We start from the raw sequence: 21,997 nt of genomic DNA on the forward strand, positions 1-21,997 counted from the left end.
CCAGGAAGTGGCGTTGCAAACCAGGAAGTGGCGTTGCAGATGATCCGGCGTTGTCGACGACCGCCCGCCGGCAGCGAGGACGCTTCCGACAGGCGCGGTACGTGCGGGGCGAGGTGCCTGCTGCGCCGGCTGGACGTTAACAACGCTACTTTACGGCCTGCTGTATACCCCAGGGCCCTTCAGCAGGCCGTTAACGGGCGTTGTTAACCCCGAAGTGGCGTTGCAGATGATCCCGCGTCTGCCCCTTCATCAGGTAGCGGCGACGACCCGCCGTGAACCGCAACGGTTCACGGGGACACCCGACAAACCGCCGCCCGGATACACCGCGCCGCCGTGCTTCGCCGCGCACCACCGCCACGCACAACCACCCGACGAACCGCCACCCATCACCCCATCAACCCTCAAACACGAAGCGCCCGCTCATTTGCGCTTCGGCGTTCTTGCAAGTGGCTGGGCTCTTATGCGTAGGCGACTTGGCTGGGCGCCGACGCGATCAAGCGGGGGTGATGCCCAGGTTCTCTATCACCTCGGCGCCGGGCAGGGCCGCCAGCAGTGCCCCGGGCACCAGCAGCTTGGAGTGGCGCACGCCGGAGCCGATGAGCATCGTGTCGCGCGCGGCCACCTGTGCGTCGAGCAGCAGCCGCCAGTCGGCGGGCAGACCGACCGGGGTGATGCCGCCGTAGGCCATGCCGCTCATCTCCACGGCCTGCTCCATGGGCAGGAAGGAGGCCTTGCGCACGTCGATGAGCTGCTTGACCAGGTGGTTGACGTCGGCGAAGTCGGTCGCCCGCACCACGCAGGCAGCCAAGCGTCTTTCCCCGGAGCGCTTGCCCGCCACCAGTACGCAGTTGCCGGTGGCCTCGGGGTTGAGCGAGTACTCCGCGTTGAGCGTATCCGTGTCGGACAGGGCGGGGTCGATCTCAACCACCTTCGCAGCACCCGCCAGGTCCCGACCCGCATCGGTGGCGGCGAGGGCCTGCAACGCCGCTGCCACGGGCTGGGCGAGCAGGTCCGTGCGCTCCAGGGCGGACTGCCAGCCGAGCGTCTCGGCGAAAACATCGGCGGGCTCACGCAGCTCGGTCATACGGCACAACCTCTCAGTTCTGGGCGGTGGGAGGAGTCCTCGCCAGAGGAGAACTCCACAGGGAGTCTACGGCGGCGTCGATCCACGGTGGTGAGCAACAGCGGGAATGAAGCGTGCCATGCACGGCGTTGCCACCCGCGACAGCAACCGAGCGAGGCGCGTGCGCCTCACGAACACCGCCGCGGACCGGAGGCCCGAGAGGGCGTGGGGCCGGCCACGGGAAGACCGAGGAGAAGTAAATGGGCGGCACCAACACCATCGTCACCGCATCCGGGCAGGTTCAAGAGGTAGACCTGCTCGTCGTCGGCGGAGGCAAGGCGGGCAAATCACTGGCCATGCTGCGCGCCCGCAAGGGCGACGACGTCGTCATGGTCGAGCGCGACAAGGTCGGCGGCACCTGCATCAACGTCGCCTGCATCCCCACCAAGACCCTCATCACCTCCGCCCGCGTCCTGCACCAGGTGCAGGGAGCGGCCGCCTACGGCGTGGCCCTGCCCGAGCTCGGCGCCGACGACTCCAGCTCCCGTGATGACACCGCCCTGCTGACCCGCGCCCACATCGACCTCGCCGCGCTGCGGGCGCGCAAGGAGGGCGTCGTGGGTGGCATGGTGGCGGCCCACGAGACCATGTTCGCCGACTCCGGGATGGACTTCGTGCGCGGCACCGCGCGTTTTGTGGCCCCACGCACCGTGGAGATCGCCACCGCCGACGGCACCGTGCGCCGGGTGCGGGGCCGGCGCGTCCTGATCAACACCGGCACCACCCCGGCCGTCCCCGATATCCCGGGCCTGGCCGACGCCCCCTACTGGACCAGCGAGGACCTGCTCAGCCTGCCCGAGCTGCCCGGGCACCTGCTGATCCTCGGAGGTGGAGTCATCGGCGTGGAGATGGCCTCCCTGATGGGCATGCTGGGCGTGCCCGTAACCCTGCTCCACTCCGGCGAGCACGTGCTGAACCGGGAGGACGCCGACGTCGCCGCCGAGGTCACCGCCGGGCTAGAGGCCCTCGGTGTGGAGGTCCTCACCGGCGCCCGCGTGAGTGCGGTGCGCTCCTCCGCCCGCTCCGGCCCCGTGGTGGTGCGTACCGAGGACGGGCGCGAGGCGACCGGCTCGCACCTGCTCGTTGCCCTGGGACGGACCCCGGTTACGGCCGGCCTGGGCCTGGAGACGGCCGGGGTGGAGCTGACCGAGCGCGGCTTCGTGCGGGTGGACGACCACTTGCGCACCACCGCCGACGGCGTCTACGCCGCCGGGGACGTGGCCGGCACCCCCATGTTCACGCACGCCTCCTGGAATGACTTCCGCGTGCTGCGGGACCTGCTGGACGGCCGCGAGGCCTCCACCGCGGGCCGGGTAATCCCCTGGAGCGTGTTCGCCACCCCCGAGCTCGGGCACGTCGGCCTTACCGAGGCCCAGGCCCGGGCGGCCGGGCACAACGTGCGCGTCGCCAAGACCCCCACCGCGGCGGTGCCCCGTGCCAAGACCCTGGGCACCACCTCCGGCTTCTACAAGCTGATCATCGACGCCGACACCGACCTGATCCTCGGTGCCGCGATCATCGGTGAGAGCGCCGGGGAGGTCATCACCGCCGTCCAGGTGGCCATGCTCGCCGGCATGCCCTGGCAGCAGCTGCGCGACGCCCCCATCTCTCACCCGACCATGGGGGAGGGGCTCAACATCGTCCTCGACTCGCTGGGCTGACCCGGCTGTCACCGCCCTGTCGGCGCTGAAAGCCGACGGGGCGGTGACAGTATCGATGGCAGTATCGGTGACAGTATCGGTGGCAGTATGGCCCGCGTGCTTCACGTCGTCTTCTTCGAGCCCCGCATCCCGGGCAACTCCGGTGCCGCTATCCGGCTGAGCGCTAATACCGGGGCCATGCTGCACCTGGTGGATCCCCTGTTCGACATGGACGACGCCAAGCTGCGCCGCGCCGGGCTCGATTATCACGACCTGGCCCGCACGCGCGTACACGCCACCTGGGAGGAGTGCCTGGAGCAAGTCCCCGGACGCATCTTCGCCTTCACCGCCCACACCACCACGCTCTACACCGACATCGCCTGGCGCCAGGATGACGCCCTGCTCTTCGGCCCCGAACCCACCGGCCTGCCCGAGCCGATCATGAACCACCCGCGCGTCACCGGGCGGGCCCGCATCCCCATGCTTCCCGGCAGCCGCTCGCTCAACCTGGCCAACTCAGCCGCCGTGGGCCTGTACGAGGCCTGGCGCAGCCTCGGCTTTCCCGGCAGCACCGTGTGAGGTGTCCTCCAGGATGGCCACGCAGTCCCGGCGGCCGGTGCGAGCAGGCGCGGAGTGCTACCGCGACTCCTGGAGGAACGGGGCGGCACCGGGCTCGCCCGGCTGGGAGTAGGTGACGGTAAGCAGGGCCCGGGCAATGGCGTGGGTGGAGCACTGGGCGGCCACGGTTGTCGCCGAGGCGTCGTCATCCAGGCCCAGGGTGTCCACGTCCAACGCATGTACGGCGAAGATATAGCGGTGGTCGCCGTCGCCCGCCGGCGGATAGGGGCCGGACCAGGCATGCGTGCCCGAGTCGTTGGCGGCATGGAAGGCCGCACCATCCAGCTGGAGGTCGGATTCGCCCACGCCCTGGGGCAGGGAGGTGACCGACACGTCCAGGTCCTGCACCGTCCAGTGCCACCATCCGGCCGGAGAGGGGGCGTCAGGGTCGAAGCAGGAGACCACGAAGGAGCGGGTCGCGGCTGGGAACCCCGACCAGTGCAGCTCGGGGGAGATGTTCTCGTGCACTGCCGTGAAGCAGTCGGGCATGCGCTCACCCTCCACTAGATCAGTGGAGGCCAGCGTGAATGAGGGGAGCGCGGGAAGCGAGTCATAGGGGAACGGTGGGCGCGGGCGGGTCAGATCAGCGGTCATGGCGTCCTCCTTAGGCGGGCGGAGTCGGGGCCGGCCTGTCGGCCGGGGTGATGCCCACCACTGTAGACGCGGACCGAGGAGGATTCGTGTCGGCGACCGGAGTTACGCTTGCAACAACACATCGAACAGGTGTTCGATAGATGTCCTGTTGGGAGGAGAAGTCATGGGGTACAGCCGTCGGGGCGCCTATGAGTCGGGAAGCACCTCGCGCGCGGACCGCCTCGCCGCGGCCCGGAAGGCCCTGACTCGCGCCGAGTCCCGTGCGGGCCTGCACGATCAAGCGGCCAGGCGGATCACCCGAGTGCTGGCCGACGCCGAGCGGGGGGCGCCAATAGCCGGTGCCACCGCGCTCGCGGCATCGGCCTCCCTCGCGCAGGCGGGGGAGCCGACGCCGGAGTCACTCCTGTCAGTAGGCGCCGATGCCGCCGGGGTGGTGACCCTGACCGGATCCACCGGGGCGCTGCTCGCCCTGGCCGCACTCCAGCAAGGCAGGAGCGACTGGTGCGGTGTAGTCGGCTGCGAGGGACTGGGCTGGTGTGCCGCGGCCGAGGCCGGCCTGGATCTTTCCCGGGTACTAGCCGTACCCGCTGCGGACCTGCCCCCCAATCTGCTTACGGCAGCCCTCGGGGCCCTGCTGGACGGCGTCGCCGTCCTTCTGGTCTCTGCCGCCGCAGCATCCCGCCTGCTGGCTGGTGACCGCCGCACCCTCCTGGCCCGGGCCCGCGAGCGCGGTTGCCTGATCCTCACTCCCTTCGCCTGGGAGGGGGCCCGCTTCCTGGAGGCCGAGCCGGATGACTACGACACCGGCCTGCCCGCTGGGCTCACCGCGAGGCAACCGTCTCCACCGGCCTCCCGGGAGCCGCCTCATACCGGTGTTCTGGTGCCATTGCACAACCACTTGCACAACCACTTGCACGACCACTTGCAGGACCCGCAGCCGCAGGAGATGCGCGGCGGCTACCTGCGGCAACTGGCCTGGAACCTGCATGACCGGCGGCGTCCCGGCCGGGCCCGCCTAGTACTGGATGACACCGGCGTGCAGCTGGCGCCCGTACCCGCGCGGCCTCAGGCCCCCGTACCGGTTGCGCCGGCAGTACGACCGCGCCTGGTTGTCGTAGATCCGGTCACGCCACAGGACCCTCGAGAGGAGGAGGCATGGACCTTGCCGGAGAGCCGCGCGCGCCACGGCTGATCGCCGTATGGGTGCCCGACTGGCCCGTCGTCGCCCTCACCCTGGACAGGGGCGAACGACCAGAGGTGCCCGATCCCGCCCTGACCCCCGTTGCCGTAGTGGGCGGACGCGGTGTCATAGCCGCCTCCGCGTCCGCCCGTTCCGCCGGAGTCACCCGCGGCATGCGGCTGCGTCTTGCCCGCTCCCTGTGCCCCGGGCTCATCGTCTTACCGCCACAGCCTGAACGGGAGGCACGGGCCTTTGAAGCCGTTATGGAAGCTCTTTCCGAGCTCCTCGCCGAGCCGCTTGTCGCCCGTCCCGGGCTGGCGCTGTCCACGGTCGCCGGCCCGGCCCGCTGGGCGGGCGGGGAGGAGCCGCTGGCCGCCGCCCTCGTCGAGGCGGTAGCAGCCGGACCGGGAGTCGAGTGCCAAGTCGGGGTGGCCGACTCCTTCCTCGGCGCCATCCTGGCCGCCCGGCAAGGCATTATCGTCCCGCCCGGGACCGGACCTGAATTCCTTGCCCCCTGGCCGCTGGAGAGCCTGCTGCACGCCCTGGTCACCGAACCGGAGCGCCAGCGGGCAGGCCCACTTCTCGAGGACTTCGGCCGCCTCGGCCTGCACCGCCTGGGTGACCTTGCCGCGCTGCCCCGCCGCGACGTCGCCGCCCGCTTCGGATCCGAGGGGGAGCGCCTGCACAGACTCGCCTGCGGAAAGTGGGAGCCCCTGCCGCGCGCCACCCGCCCCGCAGCCGATGTCTCCGCCGAGGCGCGGCTGGACCCTCCCATTGCGCGTACCGATACCGCGGCCTGGGCCGCGCGCACCCTCGCTGAGCAGCTATCGGAGCGCCTGATCCGCCTGGGGATGTCGGCCGAACGCCTCCGCGTGGAGGCACGGTGCGAGGACGGGGCGGAACTGGGGCGCTCGTGGCTACTGGGCGCAACTCCCTCACCCGCCGAGCTGACCGACCGGGTGCGCTGGCAACTGGAAGGGTGGCTGGCGGGCCGCTCCGGACGCCCTCCCGCGGCACCCCTGACGCACCTGCGCCTGGTCGCCCTCGAGCTGGCCCCGGCAGGCTCCGCCCAGGCCGGACTGTGGAGCGCTAGCGGGGAACAGGCCGAGCGCCGGGCACATCGTGCCGCCGGGCGCGTCGAGTCCCTTCTCGGTGCAGGTTCTGTCCGCATTCCCGTGTCTCGTCCCGGGCGTGACCCGCGCTCCCGGGTCGCCCTCATCGGCTGGGGTGAGAGCCTCGAGGAGGTCCCGGGCTCCGCCCCCTGGGACGGCGCCCTGCCTTCTCCGGCGCCCGCCCTGGTTCCCCCCGAGCCGCTGCCCGCCCTTCTCCTCGATGCCGATGGGCGGGAGGTCGGCGTAGACCGCCAGGGGCAGCTGACCGCTTCGCCGGCCGGCGTGCGGCTGGAGCCCTCCACTGCGGGGAGTGCGCCGTCGCGGTGGGGCGCGGGCTGGGACGGTAGAGCGGAGGACTGGCCGACGCGGAGGCGGGTCCTGCTGTGGGCTGGGCCCTGGCCGGTTGATGAGCACTGGTGGCGTCCCGAGGGTGCGTCGCGGCGCGCCTACCTGCAGGTCGTCACCGATGCCGGGCCGCCCCTGCTGCTTGCCCGCTCGGGCCGCTGGTGGGTTGACGGCATCTACTCCTGAGAGCGTCCGGGGACAGCTGTGGGCGCTCGCGGACCGCCTCCGGCCGGGAGGCCGCGGGCGCATCGTCTAGTAGTGGTGAGGACGACGACGCCGACCACGCACAGCCACGCCAGGGCGATGCTCCAGCCGGCGAGCACGTCGGTAAACCAGTGATAGGCGAGGTAGATGCGTGACAGGCCCACCAGCACAATGACTGCGCAGGCCGTCGCCGTCGCTGCTGCCTTACGGGCCGGTGCCGTTGTGGAGAACAGCACGAAACCAGCCAGGACTCCCGCGAAGACCCCGGTGTTGAATGCGTGACCGGAGGGGAAGGACCAGGACGACGCGGGCTCGCCCAGCAGCAGGGAGGGATGTGGGCGCGAACGCGCGAAGGCGGCCTTCAGCAGCACCGTGAGCAGGGAGGAGCCGATCATGGCCCCGGCCAGTACCAGGGCGTGGCGCCGTAGACCGCGTAACAGGAGAACCGTACAGGTGACCGTCGTCAGTACCGTCAGCCCGAGCGTGCCTCCCAGGTACGTCAGTGCCCACGCCGCCGCGGTGACGAGTCCGTGCCGCAGGCTCACCGCCCATGCGGTGACCAGGGGATCGTAGGCGGCCAGTGAGTACCCGAATTCCGTGCTTACCGCAAGCCACACGAATACGGTGATCGCCGCCGTCGCCAGGAGGGCGAGCCGCGGCCGCAGGTCCCGCTGCGGGACGGCGATGGTCTGCTGCATGGAACGAGACCCTATAAGCCCACCCTTGGCAGCAGCTGTGGTGCTGCGCATTGATGACGGGGATGAGCTGGGGCGGATGCGGGCCGGTAGCATCGGGGCGGGCCGCCCCGTGTACGCGGGCGGGGGAGAGAAGCCGCGGAGAGGGCTCGCACCGCTCCGGGAGAGGACCTGGGTGCACGTATGGCCAAGCTCTACTTCCGCTATGGCGCCATGAACTCCGGCAAGACCACGGGGCTGCTGCAGACCGCCTACAACTATGAGGAGCGTGGGCAGCGGGTGCTCCTCGTCAAGGCCGCCATAGATACCAAGGGAGATGACACTGTGGTATCCCGCCTGGGGATGACCCGCCGTGTGGACTTGCTCGTCACCAGCTCCGATGACGTGCGCGCCCTTGTACGGCGTGCAGCTCTGGGTGAGCGTGCCTCCGACCTGCGGGTCAGTGCGCTTGAGGCGGTTGACTGCGTGCTGGTCGATGAGGCGCAGTTCCTCACCCCGGCACAGGTAGACCAGCTCATGGAGGTGGTGCTCATCGACGACGTCCCCGTACTGGCGTACGGGATCCGTACCGACTTCCGCACCCTGAGCTTCCCCGGATCGCGGCGCCTGCTGGAGATCGCCCACTCCCTGGAGGAGCTCAAGACCATCTGCCGCTGCGGGCGCAAGGCCATCTTCAATGCCCGCAAGGCGGGGGATGAGTTCGTGTTCGACGGCGATCAGGTGGCGATTGATGGCGTTGACGTCACCTATGAGCCACTATGCGGCAAGTGCTACCTGGAGGTAGGCGGCGTGCTGCCGGGGGTGTGAGTATCCGGGCAGGGCGTTCGGGCGGCGGTGCGCAGTCGGCGCCCAGAGCTGCCGGCTTGTGCTGAGCCTCCGAGAAGATCCTTGTAATGGGGGAAATACAAGCGATACCGTGGAGGCGTGGATGTCTCTTACGCCATCATCGCCGATATCGTCGGGTCCAGGCGGCTGACCGATCGCCGCGCCGCGCAGGCTACCTTCGTAGACGTGCTCACGCGGGCGGCCGCGGGGCTGGCGCTGCCGCAGCCGCCCGTCGCCACCGTCGGTGACGAGTTCCAGGCCGTCGCCGCCTCGTTGCCAGCTGCCCTGACGCTCACCCTGCGTGTTCAACTGCACTTGCCCGAGGGGCTGGCCCTGCGCTTCGGCATCGGTGCCGGATGGGTGGAGACGGTCTCCTCCGACGCCGGCGGTGCTGACGCTGAAGCCAGTATTCAGGACGGCACCGCCTGGTGGGCGGCGCGTGAGGCCATCGAGCAGGCGCACGCCGTGCAGGACTCGGGCCGCGAGTTCTGCCATACCTGGATGCGGGTGGCGCAGGACGCTGTCGTCCCGGGGGGCGCCCAGGAAGGCGAGGCGGTTGTCAATGCATTGCTCCTGCTGCGTGACCAGGCCGTCTACCGCCTGCGACCACGGCAGCGGCGCATGACCATGGCGCTCCTGGCGGGCGCGACTCAGGTCGAGGTGGCTCGGTCGGAGAAGGTCAGCCAGCAGGCCGTCTCCGACTTCTCCCGCGGGCCGGGGGCCGCCCTCATCGAGGCCCAAACCCTGCTCGACACCCTGCTCGTCACTCTGATCGACCCTGTCGGCGTGGCGCGTACGGGACAAATGCCGCCGGCGGTGCAGCAATGAGCGCGCTCGTGCTGCTGCTTACCGGGCTCGCCAGCACCCTGCCGGTCCTGGCGCGGCGAATCGTCGGCGAGGGACGCCCGGGGCGGCGAGCCGTAGCGATCGCCGTCGGGACCGGGGCGATCGTCGTTGTCGGAGTCATCCTCGCCCGGGGGCCGCTGGGGCTCACGGCCGCCGGGGTCGCGCTCGCCATAGCCGTCCCGGTGGGGTGGAGCGTATGGGAAATGCTTGTATCAACCGAGCGGGGCGAAGCGGCGGCGCTCATCGTGCTTGCCGTCGGCTGTGGGGCCTGTGCCGTGCTGACTGCCCCCGTTGGTACGCCGACGGCACGGGCATGCGCCGTAGTGGGTGTGGTCATTCTCCTGGGGGCGCCGGCGAATGGGCTGGTGTCGGCCGTCCTCAGTCTTGCACGTGGCTCCAATGCGTCCGCGGGCGCGCTGTCGCCGCTGGTGGTGGCGATGCGTGGTGGCCGTTGGATCGGACCGCTTGAGCGCATCCTCATCCTCTTGCTCGCGGCGGCCGGCGCACAGGCCGCGGTCGCAGCGGTCATCGCCGCCAAGGGCGTGATCCGCTTTCCCGAGATCAACAAGGATCAGGACGGTCGCAAGGCGGAGGAGTTCCTCATCGGCTCGATGACCTCCTGGATTCTGGCGGTGCTTGCCATCGCTGGGGTGTCGGTGGCCTGAGTCGGAGGGCGTCCGCGTGGCGCCGGGGAGGGCCGAACCGCTGCGGGGCCGCTTGAGGCGGCTTGCTGGGTGATGGGAGATGCGCGAGAAATATGATGCGCATCTCGCAAGCGTGGGCACGTTGGTGGCTATGGGGGTCGAATTCGTGTCGGACCCCCGCGCTACTGTGTACATATGTTCGAAGGTAGGGGTGTTGAGAGCCGGCCCGCCCGGCGTGCCCGGGTGGGGCGGGTGACACCGCCTGCTGTCGCTAAGAAGCTGCCCGGGCCCCTGCCAGGTCCGCAACCGCGTCACCCGGCGGGACTGCGGGTGGATAGCGAGGCGGAGGGCCTGGTTGAGCGCCTGTCGGGGGTGCCGGCGGGCGCTGACCTGGCAGATCTGATTGAGGGCCTGCTGTCGGTGCTGCTAGTGCCTGCCCATCCGGGCGCCACCATTGATGATGCCGATGGCGCGGCGGACGCCAATGAGGTTTTGAGCATTCCTGATACCGACGCTGTGCTGGCTACGGTCACTAGCCCGGCCGAGCGGACGCTGGCCGAGGCGGCCGGGCGGCTGGGTATGGACTGGGGACAGGGCACGGGGGCTGATGCGCTCGCATGTCTGGGTGGCCAGGTGCTCAGCGAGCTGGTGGGGGCCTGCCACCGGCTGGGTGCATGGGCGGCCTGGGCGGAGGGCGTGGCCGCCGCCTGCCTGACCCGGACGGCGGAGATGAACCGAGGCATCCCACCCTGGGGGCCAGGAGGAGAACTTGAGTGCCCGGTCACTGAGGATGAGCGGAGGTTCACCGCCAGCGGGGAAATCTCCGCCCGGCTAGGCACCACTCGCAGCAGTGCGGGCTTACTCCTGGATCGTGGCCAGGCCATGCTGCAACCCGAGTTCGCGGCCACGGAGGCCTTGCACCGGGCCGGCATGCTGGACACTTCTAAGACTGCCCTGATCATCCGCCGTCTACAGGGCGTCAGCCCTGACACGGCGGCAGCAGTGCAGGAACGGGTGCTGGCCCGCGCTCCACGCCGCACCTGCTCTCAGCTGGGGCGGGACATTGATCAGGCCCTGGCCTCTCTCGACCCCAAGGGCATCAGTGGTAGGCGCAGGCGGGATGAGGCGGGACGGCGGGTGACCCGTCCCCGCCCGGCTGGTGAGGGCACCCACGAGATGCGTCTGCTACTGCCGAGCCTGGACGCGCTGCTGCTGGACGCCACCCTGGACGCAATCGCTGCTAGCGCGCGGGCCGGCGGTGACCGTCGCACACTGTCCCAGTTGCGGGCCGATGCCATCACCGGCATGACCCTGCGTACCTTGCAGGGCAGCCAGAACCTGGCCTGCCGAACCGCAAACACCAGCAACGCCGGCACCTCCACCAGCGGTGACGTTGGCGTAGACGTCAACGGTGCCAACGGCGATGGTGCCAAACACGGCTGCACCTGCGGCGACGGCACTGGTGATGACGCCCATGGCGATCCGCAGACGCCGACCGTAGCGGGTGCCGCGGTTCCTGCGCTCCTCACCGCCGCCGTCGGCGGGAGTGACCCTGCCCTTGGCGGGGTCGAGCAGGGGGCCGCGGGTCTGCTGCCGGATGGGGTGCCCTTGCCGGGCCTACTGGGGGCGCTAAGCAGCCTGGTAGAGCCATCCCGCCCCTGGTGGATGCCCTCCGGCCTGCGCCCCGTGTTTCCGCCACCTGGAATCACCATCAATGTTGACGTCACCGTGCCGTTGAACCTGATCCTGCCCGACGGCGGCGGGGAAAGTCCGCCCGCTGACAGCAGGAGCAGCCTGCCCGCTTCAGGTAGAAGAGAGGTGACCGTGGGCGGCGGGAAGGCTGATCCTGAAACTGCCGTTGGCAGCAGTCTGCCCGCAACTGGCGGCGGGAGCGCTCTGTCCGGTAGAAGCACCGGGACTCTGCCCGGCTCAGGCGTGTCCGGGGTATCTGAGTCGGCAGAGGTTGTGGTCGGCGCCGGCCGCATGGCGGTACCCGCCGCCACAGCCAGGGCACTAGCGGCCGGCGGCACCTGGCGCAGGCTGGTCACCGACCCACTGTCCGGGGCGGTACTGGACGTGGGGCGCACTCACTACCGACCCCCAGTCGGCCTACGCGACCTGGTGCAAGCCCGTGACCAGGAATGCGTCTTCCCCGGCTGCGCCACCCCCGCTGCCCGCTGCGACATCGATCATGTCGTTCCCTGGGCTGCCGGCGGTGCGACCAGCCTGAACAACCTCGCCGCCCTGTGCCAGGCCCACCACCGCCTCAAGCACGCCCCCGGCTGGACTCTCACCCGCCAGCACACGGATGAAGGCGATGCGGCGCTGATCTGGACTACACCCACCGGGGCCCGCTATCGCCGTACTCCCGACGGCACCATCACCCTCCTACCTCGCCGCATCGGGCCACGCCAACTGGCCATGCCCGCCCAGCGAGTACCCCAGCACCTGGCCGACGCAGTTGACGGTGCGGTGGTGAGTCGGCTTGAGCACGGCCTGGACCTGGCTGCACAAGCACAGCAGAACGACCCTGCCGACGGCTTCGCTGCTGCCACGGCCGCGGCGCCTGCCACTGACGCGGCCAGCCCCGCTCGGCCCTCGCGACCCCCCGAAATAGTCAGCCGTGGGCCTCGTCCCGGTCACCCCACCGGTGCCTTTGAAACCAAGCCCTTTCCCTATGCCCTCCACGAGCTGGGGCTGGCTCCACTGCTTGATCAAATTCCGCCCTTCTAAGCCACACCCCGGAGGGGCGGCGCAGGGCCCCGACTGCTGGCAACGCTGGGTTCTAGTCGTTGGCGGCGCCAGCCCTGACCACTCTTCCGATGACATCCATGAGGAGTACTTCCATGACTCTCAATACCCCAAGCAGCGACGGAGCTTCCGGCGGACTCCTGCAAATGCCCGAGGTCACTGCGGCACTCGCCGCCACCGCAGGCACTAAAGGCTCTAGCACCGCTGCCGGGACCCACCACTACGCCGAGCTACACGCCCACTCCGCCTACTCCTTCCTGGACGGCGCCAACGAGCCCGAGGACCTCGTCGGAGCCGCCGCCGAGCTCGGCCTCGAAGCCATCGCCCTGACCGATCATGACGGTATGCCCGGCATCGTCCGCCATGCCCAGGCCGGTCGTATTCATGGCACCCCCACCATCTACGGCACTGAGCTCACCCTGGCCGACGGCACCCACCTGCCACTCCTCGCGCGTACCCCGCGCGGCTACCACCGCCTGTGTGCAGCCATCTCCCGCCACAACCTCGCCGCAGGCCGCCGGGTAGCCCCCGCCTACCAGCTGCCCGACCTCGCCGCCGCCCTGCAGGCAGGCGCGGCCACAGGAACCGGTGCCTCCGCCTGCCTGGTTCTTACCGGCACCCAAAACGGTCCCCTCCGTCATGCGCTTGGCGATCCGCAGCGTCCGGACAGCTGGGACCTAGGGTCCGCCGACGCCGCCCTCGGACGCCTGGTCGAACTATTCGGCCGTGATGCAGTCGCAGTTGAGATCTCGCTGAGCGCGGGCCCCACTGATGCCGCACTCACCGCCGCGCTCACCGAGCTGGCCGCCAGGTACCGCCTCCCGCTCATCGCCACCGGCGCCGTGCGCTGTGCCCGTCCGTCCGATTCTCGCCTTGCGGATGTTCTGACGGCTACTCGCCTGCGCACGGACCTGGAGGGTGCCCGCGGGCACCTGCCCGCCCTCGGCCGCTGGCTGCGCAGCCCACAGGACATGGCACGGTTGCACCGTCGTGCTCCGCACGCCGTCGATACCGCCGCCGAGATCGCCCAGGAACTGGCCTTCGACCTCAACCTAGTCGCTCCCGGACTGCCCGAACCGGAGGTCCCCCCAGGGCACACGCCCGCCACCTGGCTGCGTGAGCTGACCCGCCGCGGTGCCCTGGCCCGCTACGGCACCGAGGCGCAGGACCCCGAGGCCTGGGGAGTACTCGCCCATGAGCTAGACGTCATCGAGTCCTTGGGCTTCCCCGGGTACTTCCTCATTGTCCGCGCCATCGTCGACTTCTGCGAAAACGCCGGCATCCTTTGCCAGGGGCGGGGAAGCGCCGCTAACTCCGCCGTCTGCTACGCCCTGGGCATCACCGCAGTGGACGCCGTGCGCCACCACATGCTCTTTGAGCGCTTTCTCTCCCCGGGCCGGAGCGGCTACCCGGATATAGACCTGGACATTGAGGCCTGCCGCCGCGAGGAGGTCATCCAGCATGTTTACGACCGCTACGGGCGTGAATACGCCGCCCAGGTAGCCAACGTCATCTCCTACCGGCCCCGCTCCGCCATCCGTGACGCCGCCCGCGCCCTGGGGCATCCCGCCGGGCTGCAAGACGCCTGGGCCTCCCGGATGTCCCACCACCGCAGCACGATCCATGCCGAGGATGACTCCGCGGCAGACGCGCCCCCGCAGCAGGTCCTTGACGTCGCCGGGCACCTGCTGCGTCTGCCCCGGCACCTGGGCATCCACTCCGGCGGCATGGTACTGGCCGACCGGCCGGTCACCGAGGTCTGCCCCGTGCGGTGGGCGGCGCTGGAGGGACGCACCGTCCTGCAGTGGGACAAGGACGACTGCGCCGCTGCGGGACTGGTCAAATTCGACCTGCTGGGACTGGGCGAGCTGACCGCACTGCGCCTGGCCTTCACCAGCCTTGCCGAGCGCGGTGAGACGGTGCCCGACCTCGTCCCCGGCGGAAAGCTCCGCCCCGCGCAGACGGGCCGACCCTGGGGACTGCACACGCTCCCCGAGGAGGATCCGGCCGTATACCGGCTGCTTGGCGCTGCCGATACGGTGGGCGTATTCCAAGTCGAGTCCCGCGCCCAGATGGCCACCCTGCCCCGCCTGCGCCCGCGCGAGTTCTACGACATCGTCGTCGAGGTCGCCCTCATCCGCCCCGGCCCCATCCAGGGCGACGCCGTCAACCCGTATATCCGCCGTCGCCTGAAGCGTGAGGAGGTCACCTACCTGCACGACTCTCTCAAGCCCGCCCTGGCTAAGACTCTGGGCATCCCACTGTTCCAGGAGCAGCTTATGCAAATCGCCGTCGACGCTGCCGGCTTCAGCCCGGCCGAGGCCGATGCCCTGCGGCAGGCGATGGGGGCCAAGCGCTCCGTAGAGCGCATGGAGGCCCTGCATGAGCGCCTGGTGCGCGGCATGGTGGAGCGGGACATCGATCCCGCGACCGCGGAGGTCATTTTCGACAAGCTCCGTGCCTTCGCCGACTTCGGGTTTCCCGAGTCCCACGCCTTCTCCTTCGCCTACCTCGTCTACGCCTCCGCCTGGCTCAAGGTGCGTAAGCCCGAGGACTTCTACGCCGGCGTCCTCGCCGCCCAGCCAATGGGATTCTGGTCCCCGCAGACCCTGGTTGCCGACGCGCGCCGACACGGTGTACGCGTGCTGCCCGCCGACGTCAACTACTCCCGGGAGCAGGCCGGCGTGGAGACCCATGCCGGCTCCGCTCCCGTGCAGGCAGAGTCCAGCGCGCTCAGCCCCCTGGACGTGCACCCCGAGCTCGCCGTAAGGCTAGGACTCAGCCCCATAAAAGGACTGGGCGACGCCGCCGCAGCCATAGTCGCCGAGCGCACCCTGAATGGCCCCTACACCAATATCGCCGATCTTGCCCGCCGCGTGCACTTGAGCCGCTCCCGCTTGGAAGCGCTTGCCGCCTCCGGGGCGCTGAATTCCCTTGGCATTGACCGCCGTGAGGCACTGTGGGCCGCAGGTGCTCTGGCGCAGGAGCATGGGCGGCGTCATGCTCATCCCGCCAGCCCTGGCCACAGCCGATCCGCCTGGTACCAGCCGCCACTGCCCGGCACTGCAGTCGGCGCACGCGCCCCGCAGCTGCCCGCCATGACCCGGCGGGAGCTTCAGGACGCCGATCTACGCCTGACCGGGGTATCCACCCAGGCCTCACCCCTCGTTTTCCACCGCGGCCGGCTGGCTGCAGCCGGCGTGCTCACCGTCAACGAGGTCCTGCGCCATGAACCGGAGCGCAGGGTGCGGGTAGCCGGGATCGTCACCCACCGGCAGCGACCGAACACGTCTGCGGGCACGATCTTCCTCAATCTTGAGGACGAGACCGGACTGCTCAACGTGATCTGTCCCGCGGGCATGTGGCGCCGCTACCGCGACGTCGGCCGTCGAGCCGCGGCACTAGTGGTGCGGGGAATGGTCGAGTCCGGTGATGGCGTCACCGCCCTGGTAGCCGAACAACTCACGCCCCTGCACGGGGTCACCACACCGGGCAGCCGTGACTGGTGCTGATGCGCCGAGCGCCCGCTGGGCGCCCGGCGCATCGCTCAGCCCTTGTCCCCGGAATAGGCCGGCAGCTCACCTACCACCGGCGCGTCCTTGGTGTGCAGCTCGGAATAGACGGACCAGGCCACGCTCACCAGCGGAACTGCCACGATCGCACCCAGCAGGCCCGCCGAGTAGGTGCCCACGGCCACGGCGATGATTACCACCACCGGGTGCAGCGAAACCTGCCGCCCCATGATCAGCGGTTGAAGGATATGCCCCTCGATCTGGCCGATTCCAGCCACCCCCAGGCCCACCACGATCATGGTGATGAAGCCCTTCGAGGCCAGAGCCACCACCATGGCGATAATCATCGCCGCCGGGGCGCCGATGATCGGGATGAAGGCGCCGATGAAGACCAGGACCGCCAGGGGCGCGGCCAGCGGCACACTGACGATCTGGAGGAAGATTCCACACATGATCCCGTCGGTGAGGGCCACCAGCACGGTGCCGCGCGCATAGCCGGCGAAGGTGTACCAGCCGGCGCCTGCGGCGTGGTGGACATCCTCGCGCATACTGGCCGGCAGCTCGTTGAGGAACCACCGCCACATGCGTCCGCCGGAGGCCAGGAAGAAGATCGTGGTGAACACTGCCAGGGCCAGCACGGCGAAGATATTCACCACGGTGCCCGCGTTTGACAGCACCTCCGTAGCCAATGTGGGGGCATTGCTCATCAGGTAGTCCTGTCCCTGCCTGACTAGCTGCTGCAACTGCCCCGTGAGCTCCTGCTGGGTCAGGTCCAGCGGCAGTGGACCGTTGACGATGAAGTCGACGATGGTGTCGACGCCGTCGGAGAACTGTGAGGCGAGGGTGTTCCACTGACTGGTCACCGAGGTAACCACGTAGGTCACCAATCCCACCACCAGCGCCAGTGCGCTGAGCAGACCGAGGAAGGTAGCGGGGTAACGGGGCATGACCCGGGCGAACAGGTTCACCAACGGCTGCAGGATCGAGGTGAGCACCAGCGCCATGAATACGCCCACAAACACCGGGATCACCCGCGAAGTCGCGAAGAAGACCAGGCTGATGACGATTAGCAGACCCAGCAGCAGCCAGGCCGATATTCCGCCGCGAACCAGCCACGAGGGCAGGGAACTGAGCGGGGAGCGGGGAACCGCGGGCGAAACGTCACCTTCCGCCCCCGCCGCGTCGGCGGTCTGCGAGTCCTCATAGTGCAGCTGCTGCTCGCGGGCATCGAGCCGGGCGCGTTCAGCCCTGTCAATCGTGCGGCCCAGCACGTCGCGTCCTTCGCGCAGCCGTGACGTGAGGTGCTTGAACGCGGAGTCAGAGGCCGCCGCATCCGAGTTCGGCTCCACGTCCTGCAAGGGCGCCTCGTCCCGGTCGCCTGATGAAGTATCGGCGTTCGCCATATCAGATCTCCACTGCCAGTAGTGAGGCCAGCTCGGCCGCGGTGGTGACAAGCGCGGCTGCACTGCGCAGTGACTCGGGGTCACCGTAGCCCCATAGGACGCCGATGCAATCTATCCCCTCGGCACTGGCCCCGGCGACGTCATGATGGAGGTCGCCAATGTGCACCGGCCGACTCAGGTCGGCTCCGGTTGCAGCCAGGCGCTGCAGCGCGGACGCAATGACCTGGTCCTTGCGCCCCCCGACGTCTCCGGAGCCGGCGCCGCTGACCACGGCGAAGCAGTCGAGCAGCCCGGCGTGGTCAAGGATCTCGCGCGCCAATCCCTCATGCTTGGAGGTTGCCAGGGCCAGCGGTGTTCCCGCAGCTGACAGGGCGCGCACCAGCTCGGCCACGCCGTCGTAGAGCGGGGAGTCAAGCATCGTCCTGCGGTAGTGGCGTCGGTAGGTCTCCACCGCCTGGGTGTTGGCGGCTCCGGTCAGGCCGGCGTACAGCCGGAAGCCGTCAACCAGTGGGGGGCCGACGAAGCGCATCAGCTCCGCGGGCGCCTGCGCGGGCAGCCCCAGTTCCTTGAATGCCCCCTTCAGCGCTGCGAGGATCGCGGGCGCGGAGTCGATGAGGGTTCCATCCAGGTCGAACAGGACGACGGTCGGGGCATCGGGAAGCGGGAACTGAGGGTTGGCATGACCCGCTCCAGCGGTGACTTGCATGTTTTTTCTTGCTCGCTCTCACTCGCGGACGCGGTTCAGCCTACTAGCGTGGCACCCATGAGCACAGACACCACGCGCCCCGACCTGCCACGGACCGCGGCCCTGACCCCGGGGCGGGGCGGGCAGCCGCGGCTGCTCGTCGATGCGCCTGCGGGCAGCGCGGAGATCTACCTGCACGGAGCCCACCTGACCGCGTGGACTCCACGCGGTGGCAGGCCCGTAATCTTCACCTCACGCCGGGCGGTTTTTGACGGTGTGACACCGATTCGCGGCGGCGTTCCGCTGTGCCTGCCCTGGTTCGGGACGGGGGTCGACGGCCGAATGCGGCCGGCGCACGGCTGGGGGCGCATCTCTACCTGGCAGCTGCGCAGTGCTCAGTCGCTTCCGGGCGGCGGCGTGCAGGCGCTGCTCGGGCTGGAGCGCGACGGCATCGCCGCACTGTACTCGGTGGAGGTGGGGGAGGAGCTGATCCTCACGCTTTCCCTACGGCGTACCGCTAGTACTCCCACCGCTGCCCCGGTGGAGGCGGCCCTGCACACCTACCTGGCGGTTGGTGACGTAACCGCGGTTGAGGTGACGGGGCTGGAGGGCGCCACCTACCTGGACAAGGTGACCGGGCGCGCCGGGCAGCTGCAGCGCGGGCCGCTGCGTATCACCGGGCAGACGGATCGCGTGTACCAGTCGGGCGGTCCTACGGCTCCGGTCACTGTCAGCGATCCGGGGCACGGCCGCCGCATCACCGTCGTCGGCGCGCATGCGCCCAACACGGTGGTGTGGAACCCGTGGAGTGCGGGCGCTGCCGCGATGGCGGATATGGATGACGACGAGTTCGCCTCCATGCTGTGCGTCGAGAGCGCCGCAGTGGGAGAAAACGCCGTCATTCTGGAGTCCGGCCAGTCAGTGTCGCTGGGAGCCAGAATCACCGTTGCTCCACTGTGAATCCCGCCGCCTCGTCCCCGCTGCTGCTGTGATGCACGGCACCCGTGCCGGATTTGCCCGCTCTGGCCCGGAACGTGTTAACTTTCCTGCGTCAGCGGCGTGGGCCTGTGCCCCGCGGCGGTGGCAAGTCAGTCCGAGTGGCGGAATAGGTAGACGCGCTAGCTTGAGGTGCTAGTGCCTGATTAAAAGGGCGTGGGGGTTCAAGTCCCCCCTCGGACACCCGCAGCGGGGCCGCGGCCGTTACAGGTCGTGGCCCCGCCTCGTATCCGCTCATCGTCGGGCTGCCCTCCCACCGGCGCCCCGATCGACTCCCAACCCGATACCTCAGATACCTCGACAGATACCTCGACAAGGACCACACCGTCGTGACCGCCGCCCCGCCCGGACGCAAGCACTCGCCCTCCGTCATCAAGGCACGTATCGCCGTCTACCTGATGTTCCTGGCCAACGGGCTGGGCTTTTCCAACCTGGTACCGCGCTATCCGGAGATTCTGGAGCATTTGGGCATTACCAAGGCGGCCTTCGGCCAGGCCGTCATGTTCAACTCCATTGGGGCGCTAGTGGCCGGGCTGGCGGCATCGTGGCTCATAACCCGCTTCACGTCCGCGCGGGTGGCGTCCATCGGCATGATGGTTCTGGGGCTCGGCCTACTGGGAGCCGGCCGGGCCGATTCCTGGATCGTCTTCGCCCTGTGCATGGCCTGGGTCGGTGGTAGTGACGCGATCGTCGACGTCGCTCAGAACGCCCACGGGCTGCGCGTGGAGCGCCGCTGGGGTGGTTCCATCATCACCAGCTTCCACGCCGCCTGGTCGCTCGGGGCGGTGCTCGGTGCCACCATGGGACAGGCGATGGCGGGCGCCGGCGTACCCGTGGAAACCCATATGGCCGGTGTGCTGGTGCTGCTCACCGTCGTTTCCGGCGCGGCCCTGCCCGGGACCATCAAGGGCCCGGACGCCGACGACCGCAGCCTGGCTGATGCGGCGGAGGATGCCGCCGCCGGCGTCGGCACCGTTGCTGCGCCCGTTGGCATTGATCCTGATGCCGCCGCCACGTCGCCGATCGTCCCGTCCCGGGCGATCACCGCACTGCTGGTGGTGGTGCTCGGGCTGATGTGCGCCGCCGCCATGTTCCCCGAGGACGTCACCGGTAACTGGTCCTCGCTGCTGCTGACCGAGCAGGGAGCAGCCCCCGGCATGGTGGGTATGGGGCTGGTGAGTCTGCAGGTCACCATGATTGTCGGGCGGCTGCTGGGCGACGCCGTCATCGACCGGCTCGGCGCCCGCAAGGTGATCGCCGGCGGGGGAGTGCTGGTTGCCGTCGGCATGGGCACGGCTCTGCTGGCCGGCTCGGTGCCGGGGACGCTGGTGGGCATGGTGGTCTCCGGCGCGGGCTGCGCCGTGGCCGTGCCGGTGGCCTATGCCGCCGCGGACGACATCCCCGGCCTGCGCCCCGGCATGGGGCTTACCGTCGTGTCCTGGCTCGCCCGGGTGATCATGCTGGTCTCCCCGCCCATCGTCGGCTGGTTCGCCGATGCCCACGGCACTTGGGTAGCACTCGTCTACGGCCTCATTGGTGGCATCATCCTGATGCTGAGCTGGCCGGCATTGCGCAGGGGGCCGCGCTCCAACGCCGCGGGTCAGGCCGTCGCCGCCTGAGCGGGAACCCGCATGCGGCGCTGCCGGTAGGCTCGCCACATGCAGCCCTTCGAGATCCGCGTGCCCGCCGAGACCCGCGACGGCGTCGGCCTGCCCGCGCTCCTGTTGTCCGTTCCCACCGGCGCCGACGTCGACCGGGTGGCGGAGATCTGCCAGGATCCCGACATTCAGGAGTGGACCACCGTCCCCCGCGGCTACACCCGGGCACACGCGGAGGACTTCGTGCGCCGCACAGTACGCGCCGGCTGGGAGGCGGGTAAGGACCTGAACTGGGCGGTGCGCGAGATCGGAACCGACGGCGTCGCGTCGCTGGTGGGCATGATGGGCATTTCCGGACAGCCGGACGGCACCTGGGAGATCGGCTACTGGCTGGCCCCCGAGGCCCGGGGGCACGGCACCGTCTCTCGGGCGGCACGCGCAGTCATTGAGGCCGCCTTCGCACCAGAAGGGCCCCTGCGCGCGGCCGCCCTGCGCTGGCGCTGCGACATTCACGACGGCGTGCCCAACTGGGCCTCGTGGCGCGTGGCCTGGGGGCTGGGCTTCCGTCGTGAGGGAAGGGTGCGCTCCTTCCTCGCCAACGACGGTGTCCTGCACGACGGCTGGGTGGGCACCCTTCTGCCTGACGACCCCCGGCGGCCCGTGGCTCCTTGGGACGGTCCCGTAACGGTCGGCGGGCAGGTGGCAGGCTCCTCCCACACCCACGGCGATGCCACGCCGCTGGTGGCCGCCGACGCCGTCGGCGAGCGCGAGGGGGACGACCCCGAGGCGCTGGTGCGCCGGTTCCACTCCACCTACGGCCTGCCGATCCAGACCGACGGGCCCAGTCTGGACCGTGAGAGCCTGCACATGCGCATGAGCCTTATCGCCGAGGAGTTCGCCGAGCTGACCGGCGCCGTCTACGGGCAGGCGGCCCGCAGCGAGATCGAGTCCGCATACCGGCGGGCCGTCGCGGCCGATGACGGCACCCGCGACACGGTGGAGGCCGCCGATGCCCTGGCCGATCTGGTTTACGTCATCTACGGCATGGCCCTGGAGACCGGCATCGACCTGGCGGCGGTGCTGGCCGAGGTACAGCGATCCAACATGTCCAAGCTCGGGCAGGACGGCAAGCCCATCTACCGGGAGGACGGCAAGGTCCTCAAGGGCCCCGGATTCTTCCCCCCGGACGTTCAGGGCGTGCTCGGGCTCTGACAACCCCGTGGCAG

At 69.7% G+C, this 21,997-nt stretch carries 17 protein-coding genes and 1 tRNA gene; 13 read left to right on the plus strand and 5 right to left on the minus strand.

The window, feature by feature from the left end:
• Positions 1 to 493 precede the first annotated feature (493 nt).
• The gene (locus tag GZ997_RS08055) at positions 494 to 1,084 is read right to left on the minus strand and encodes a YbaK/EbsC family protein (RefSeq protein WP_161923935.1); all 591 of its coding nucleotides are present in this window, start codon (positions 1,082 to 1,084) and stop codon (positions 494 to 496) included.
• A gap of 239 nt (positions 1,085 to 1,323) precedes the next feature.
• Here GZ997_RS08055 and GZ997_RS08060 point away from each other — a divergent pair, with 239 nt between their 5' ends.
• Both GZ997_RS08060 and GZ997_RS08065 read left to right on the plus strand, forming a co-directional pair.
• Positions 1,324 to 2,784: an FAD-dependent oxidoreductase gene (locus GZ997_RS08060; RefSeq protein ID WP_162679520.1), complete on the plus strand. Its 1,461-nt coding sequence runs from the start codon at positions 1,324 to 1,326 to the stop codon at positions 2,782 to 2,784.
• A gap of 96 nt (positions 2,785 to 2,880) precedes the next feature.
• Complete coding sequence (locus GZ997_RS08065; protein ID WP_162679521.1) at positions 2,881 to 3,342, plus strand: tRNA (cytidine(34)-2'-O)-methyltransferase; 462 nt, start codon at positions 2,881 to 2,883, stop codon at positions 3,340 to 3,342.
• A gap of 57 nt (positions 3,343 to 3,399) precedes the next feature.
• On the opposite strand, the gene GZ997_RS08070 is transcribed toward GZ997_RS08065, so the two are convergent.
• Positions 3,400 to 3,975: a YbhB/YbcL family Raf kinase inhibitor-like protein gene (locus GZ997_RS08070; RefSeq protein ID WP_161923938.1), complete on the minus strand. Its 576-nt coding sequence runs from the start codon at positions 3,973 to 3,975 to the stop codon at positions 3,400 to 3,402.
• Positions 3,976 to 4,138: 163 nt separating this feature from the next.
• Here GZ997_RS08070 and GZ997_RS08075 point away from each other — a divergent pair, with 163 nt between their 5' ends.
• Together GZ997_RS08075 and GZ997_RS08080 are read left to right on the plus strand one after the other, a co-directional pair.
• Entirely contained in the window at positions 4,139 to 5,167 is a 1,029-nt protein-coding gene (locus tag GZ997_RS08075; protein WP_162679522.1) for a hypothetical protein, read from the plus strand.
• Positions 5,131 to 6,798, plus strand: coding sequence for a DNA polymerase Y family protein (locus GZ997_RS08080; RefSeq protein WP_162679523.1), 1,668 nt, complete (start codon positions 5,131 to 5,133; stop codon positions 6,796 to 6,798). Before GZ997_RS08075 ends, GZ997_RS08080 begins: the two co-directional genes overlap by 37 nt.
• Here GZ997_RS08080 and GZ997_RS08085 read toward each other — a convergent pair.
• Positions 6,789 to 7,514 carry a phosphatase PAP2 family protein gene (locus tag GZ997_RS08085; protein ID WP_161923940.1) on the minus strand — a complete coding sequence of 242 codons (726 nt, stop codon included), beginning with the start codon at positions 7,512 to 7,514 and terminating at the stop codon, positions 6,789 to 6,791. The genes GZ997_RS08080 and GZ997_RS08085 overlap by 10 nt on opposite strands.
• A gap of 180 nt (positions 7,515 to 7,694) precedes the next feature.
• Here GZ997_RS08085 and GZ997_RS08090 point away from each other — a divergent pair, with 180 nt between their 5' ends.
• From GZ997_RS08090 to GZ997_RS08110, 5 genes are all read left to right on the plus strand, one after another.
• Positions 7,695 to 8,318 (plus strand): thymidine kinase, encoded by a 624-nt coding sequence (locus GZ997_RS08090; RefSeq protein WP_161923941.1) that lies wholly within the window; start codon positions 7,695 to 7,697, stop codon positions 8,316 to 8,318.
• A 117-nt stretch (positions 8,319 to 8,435) separates the two neighbouring features.
• The gene (locus GZ997_RS08095) at positions 8,436 to 9,164 is read left to right on the plus strand and encodes a SatD family protein (protein ID WP_161923942.1); all 729 of its coding nucleotides are present in this window, start codon (positions 8,436 to 8,438) and stop codon (positions 9,162 to 9,164) included.
• A complete protein-coding gene (locus GZ997_RS08100) occupies positions 9,161 to 9,847 on the plus strand; it encodes a hypothetical protein (RefSeq protein ID WP_162679524.1) in 687 nt (228 codons plus the stop codon). Before GZ997_RS08095 ends, GZ997_RS08100 begins: the two co-directional genes overlap by 4 nt.
• Before the next feature lie 309 nt (positions 9,848 to 10,156).
• The gene (locus tag GZ997_RS08105) at positions 10,157 to 12,559 is read left to right on the plus strand and encodes an HNH endonuclease (RefSeq protein WP_343212304.1); all 2,403 of its coding nucleotides are present in this window, start codon (positions 10,157 to 10,159) and stop codon (positions 12,557 to 12,559) included.
• A 113-nt stretch (positions 12,560 to 12,672) separates the two neighbouring features.
• Positions 12,673 to 16,089: an error-prone DNA polymerase gene (locus GZ997_RS08110; protein WP_238994354.1), complete on the plus strand. Its 3,417-nt coding sequence runs from the start codon at positions 12,673 to 12,675 to the stop codon at positions 16,087 to 16,089.
• 35 nt (positions 16,090 to 16,124) lie between these two features.
• Here GZ997_RS08110 and GZ997_RS08115 read toward each other — a convergent pair whose 3' ends face one another.
• Positions 16,125 to 17,492, minus strand: a complete 1,368-nt coding sequence (locus tag GZ997_RS08115) for an AI-2E family transporter (RefSeq protein ID WP_161923946.1) — start codon at positions 17,490 to 17,492, stop codon at positions 16,125 to 16,127.
• A 1-nt stretch (position 17,493) separates the two neighbouring features.
• Positions 17,494 to 18,198, minus strand: coding sequence for an HAD hydrolase-like protein (locus GZ997_RS08120; protein WP_162679526.1), 705 nt, complete (start codon positions 18,196 to 18,198; stop codon positions 17,494 to 17,496).
• A gap of 57 nt (positions 18,199 to 18,255) precedes the next feature.
• Between GZ997_RS08120 and GZ997_RS08125 the strand changes: the two genes are divergently transcribed.
• From GZ997_RS08125 to GZ997_RS08140, 4 genes are all read left to right on the plus strand, one after another.
• Positions 18,256 to 19,137, plus strand: coding sequence for a D-hexose-6-phosphate mutarotase (locus tag GZ997_RS08125; RefSeq protein WP_162679527.1), 882 nt, complete (start codon positions 18,256 to 18,258; stop codon positions 19,135 to 19,137).
• 131 nt (positions 19,138 to 19,268) lie between these two features.
• Positions 19,269 to 19,356: transfer RNA gene (locus GZ997_RS08130), tRNA-Leu, on the plus strand.
• Between the two features lie 215 nt (positions 19,357 to 19,571).
• A complete protein-coding gene (locus GZ997_RS08135; RefSeq protein WP_161925309.1) occupies positions 19,572 to 20,792 on the plus strand; it encodes an MFS transporter in 1,221 nt (406 codons plus the stop codon).
• Between the two features lie 39 nt (positions 20,793 to 20,831).
• Positions 20,832 to 21,983 (plus strand): bifunctional GNAT family N-acetyltransferase/nucleoside triphosphate pyrophosphohydrolase family protein, encoded by a 1,152-nt coding sequence (locus tag GZ997_RS08140; RefSeq protein ID WP_162679528.1) that lies wholly within the window; start codon positions 20,832 to 20,834, stop codon positions 21,981 to 21,983.
• Positions 21,984 to 21,997: the final 14 nt, after the last annotated feature.

This window comes from Actinomyces sp. 565 (genome assembly GCF_010365615.1).
Taxonomy (GTDB): Bacteria; Actinomycetota; Actinomycetes; order Actinomycetales; family Actinomycetaceae; genus Actinomyces.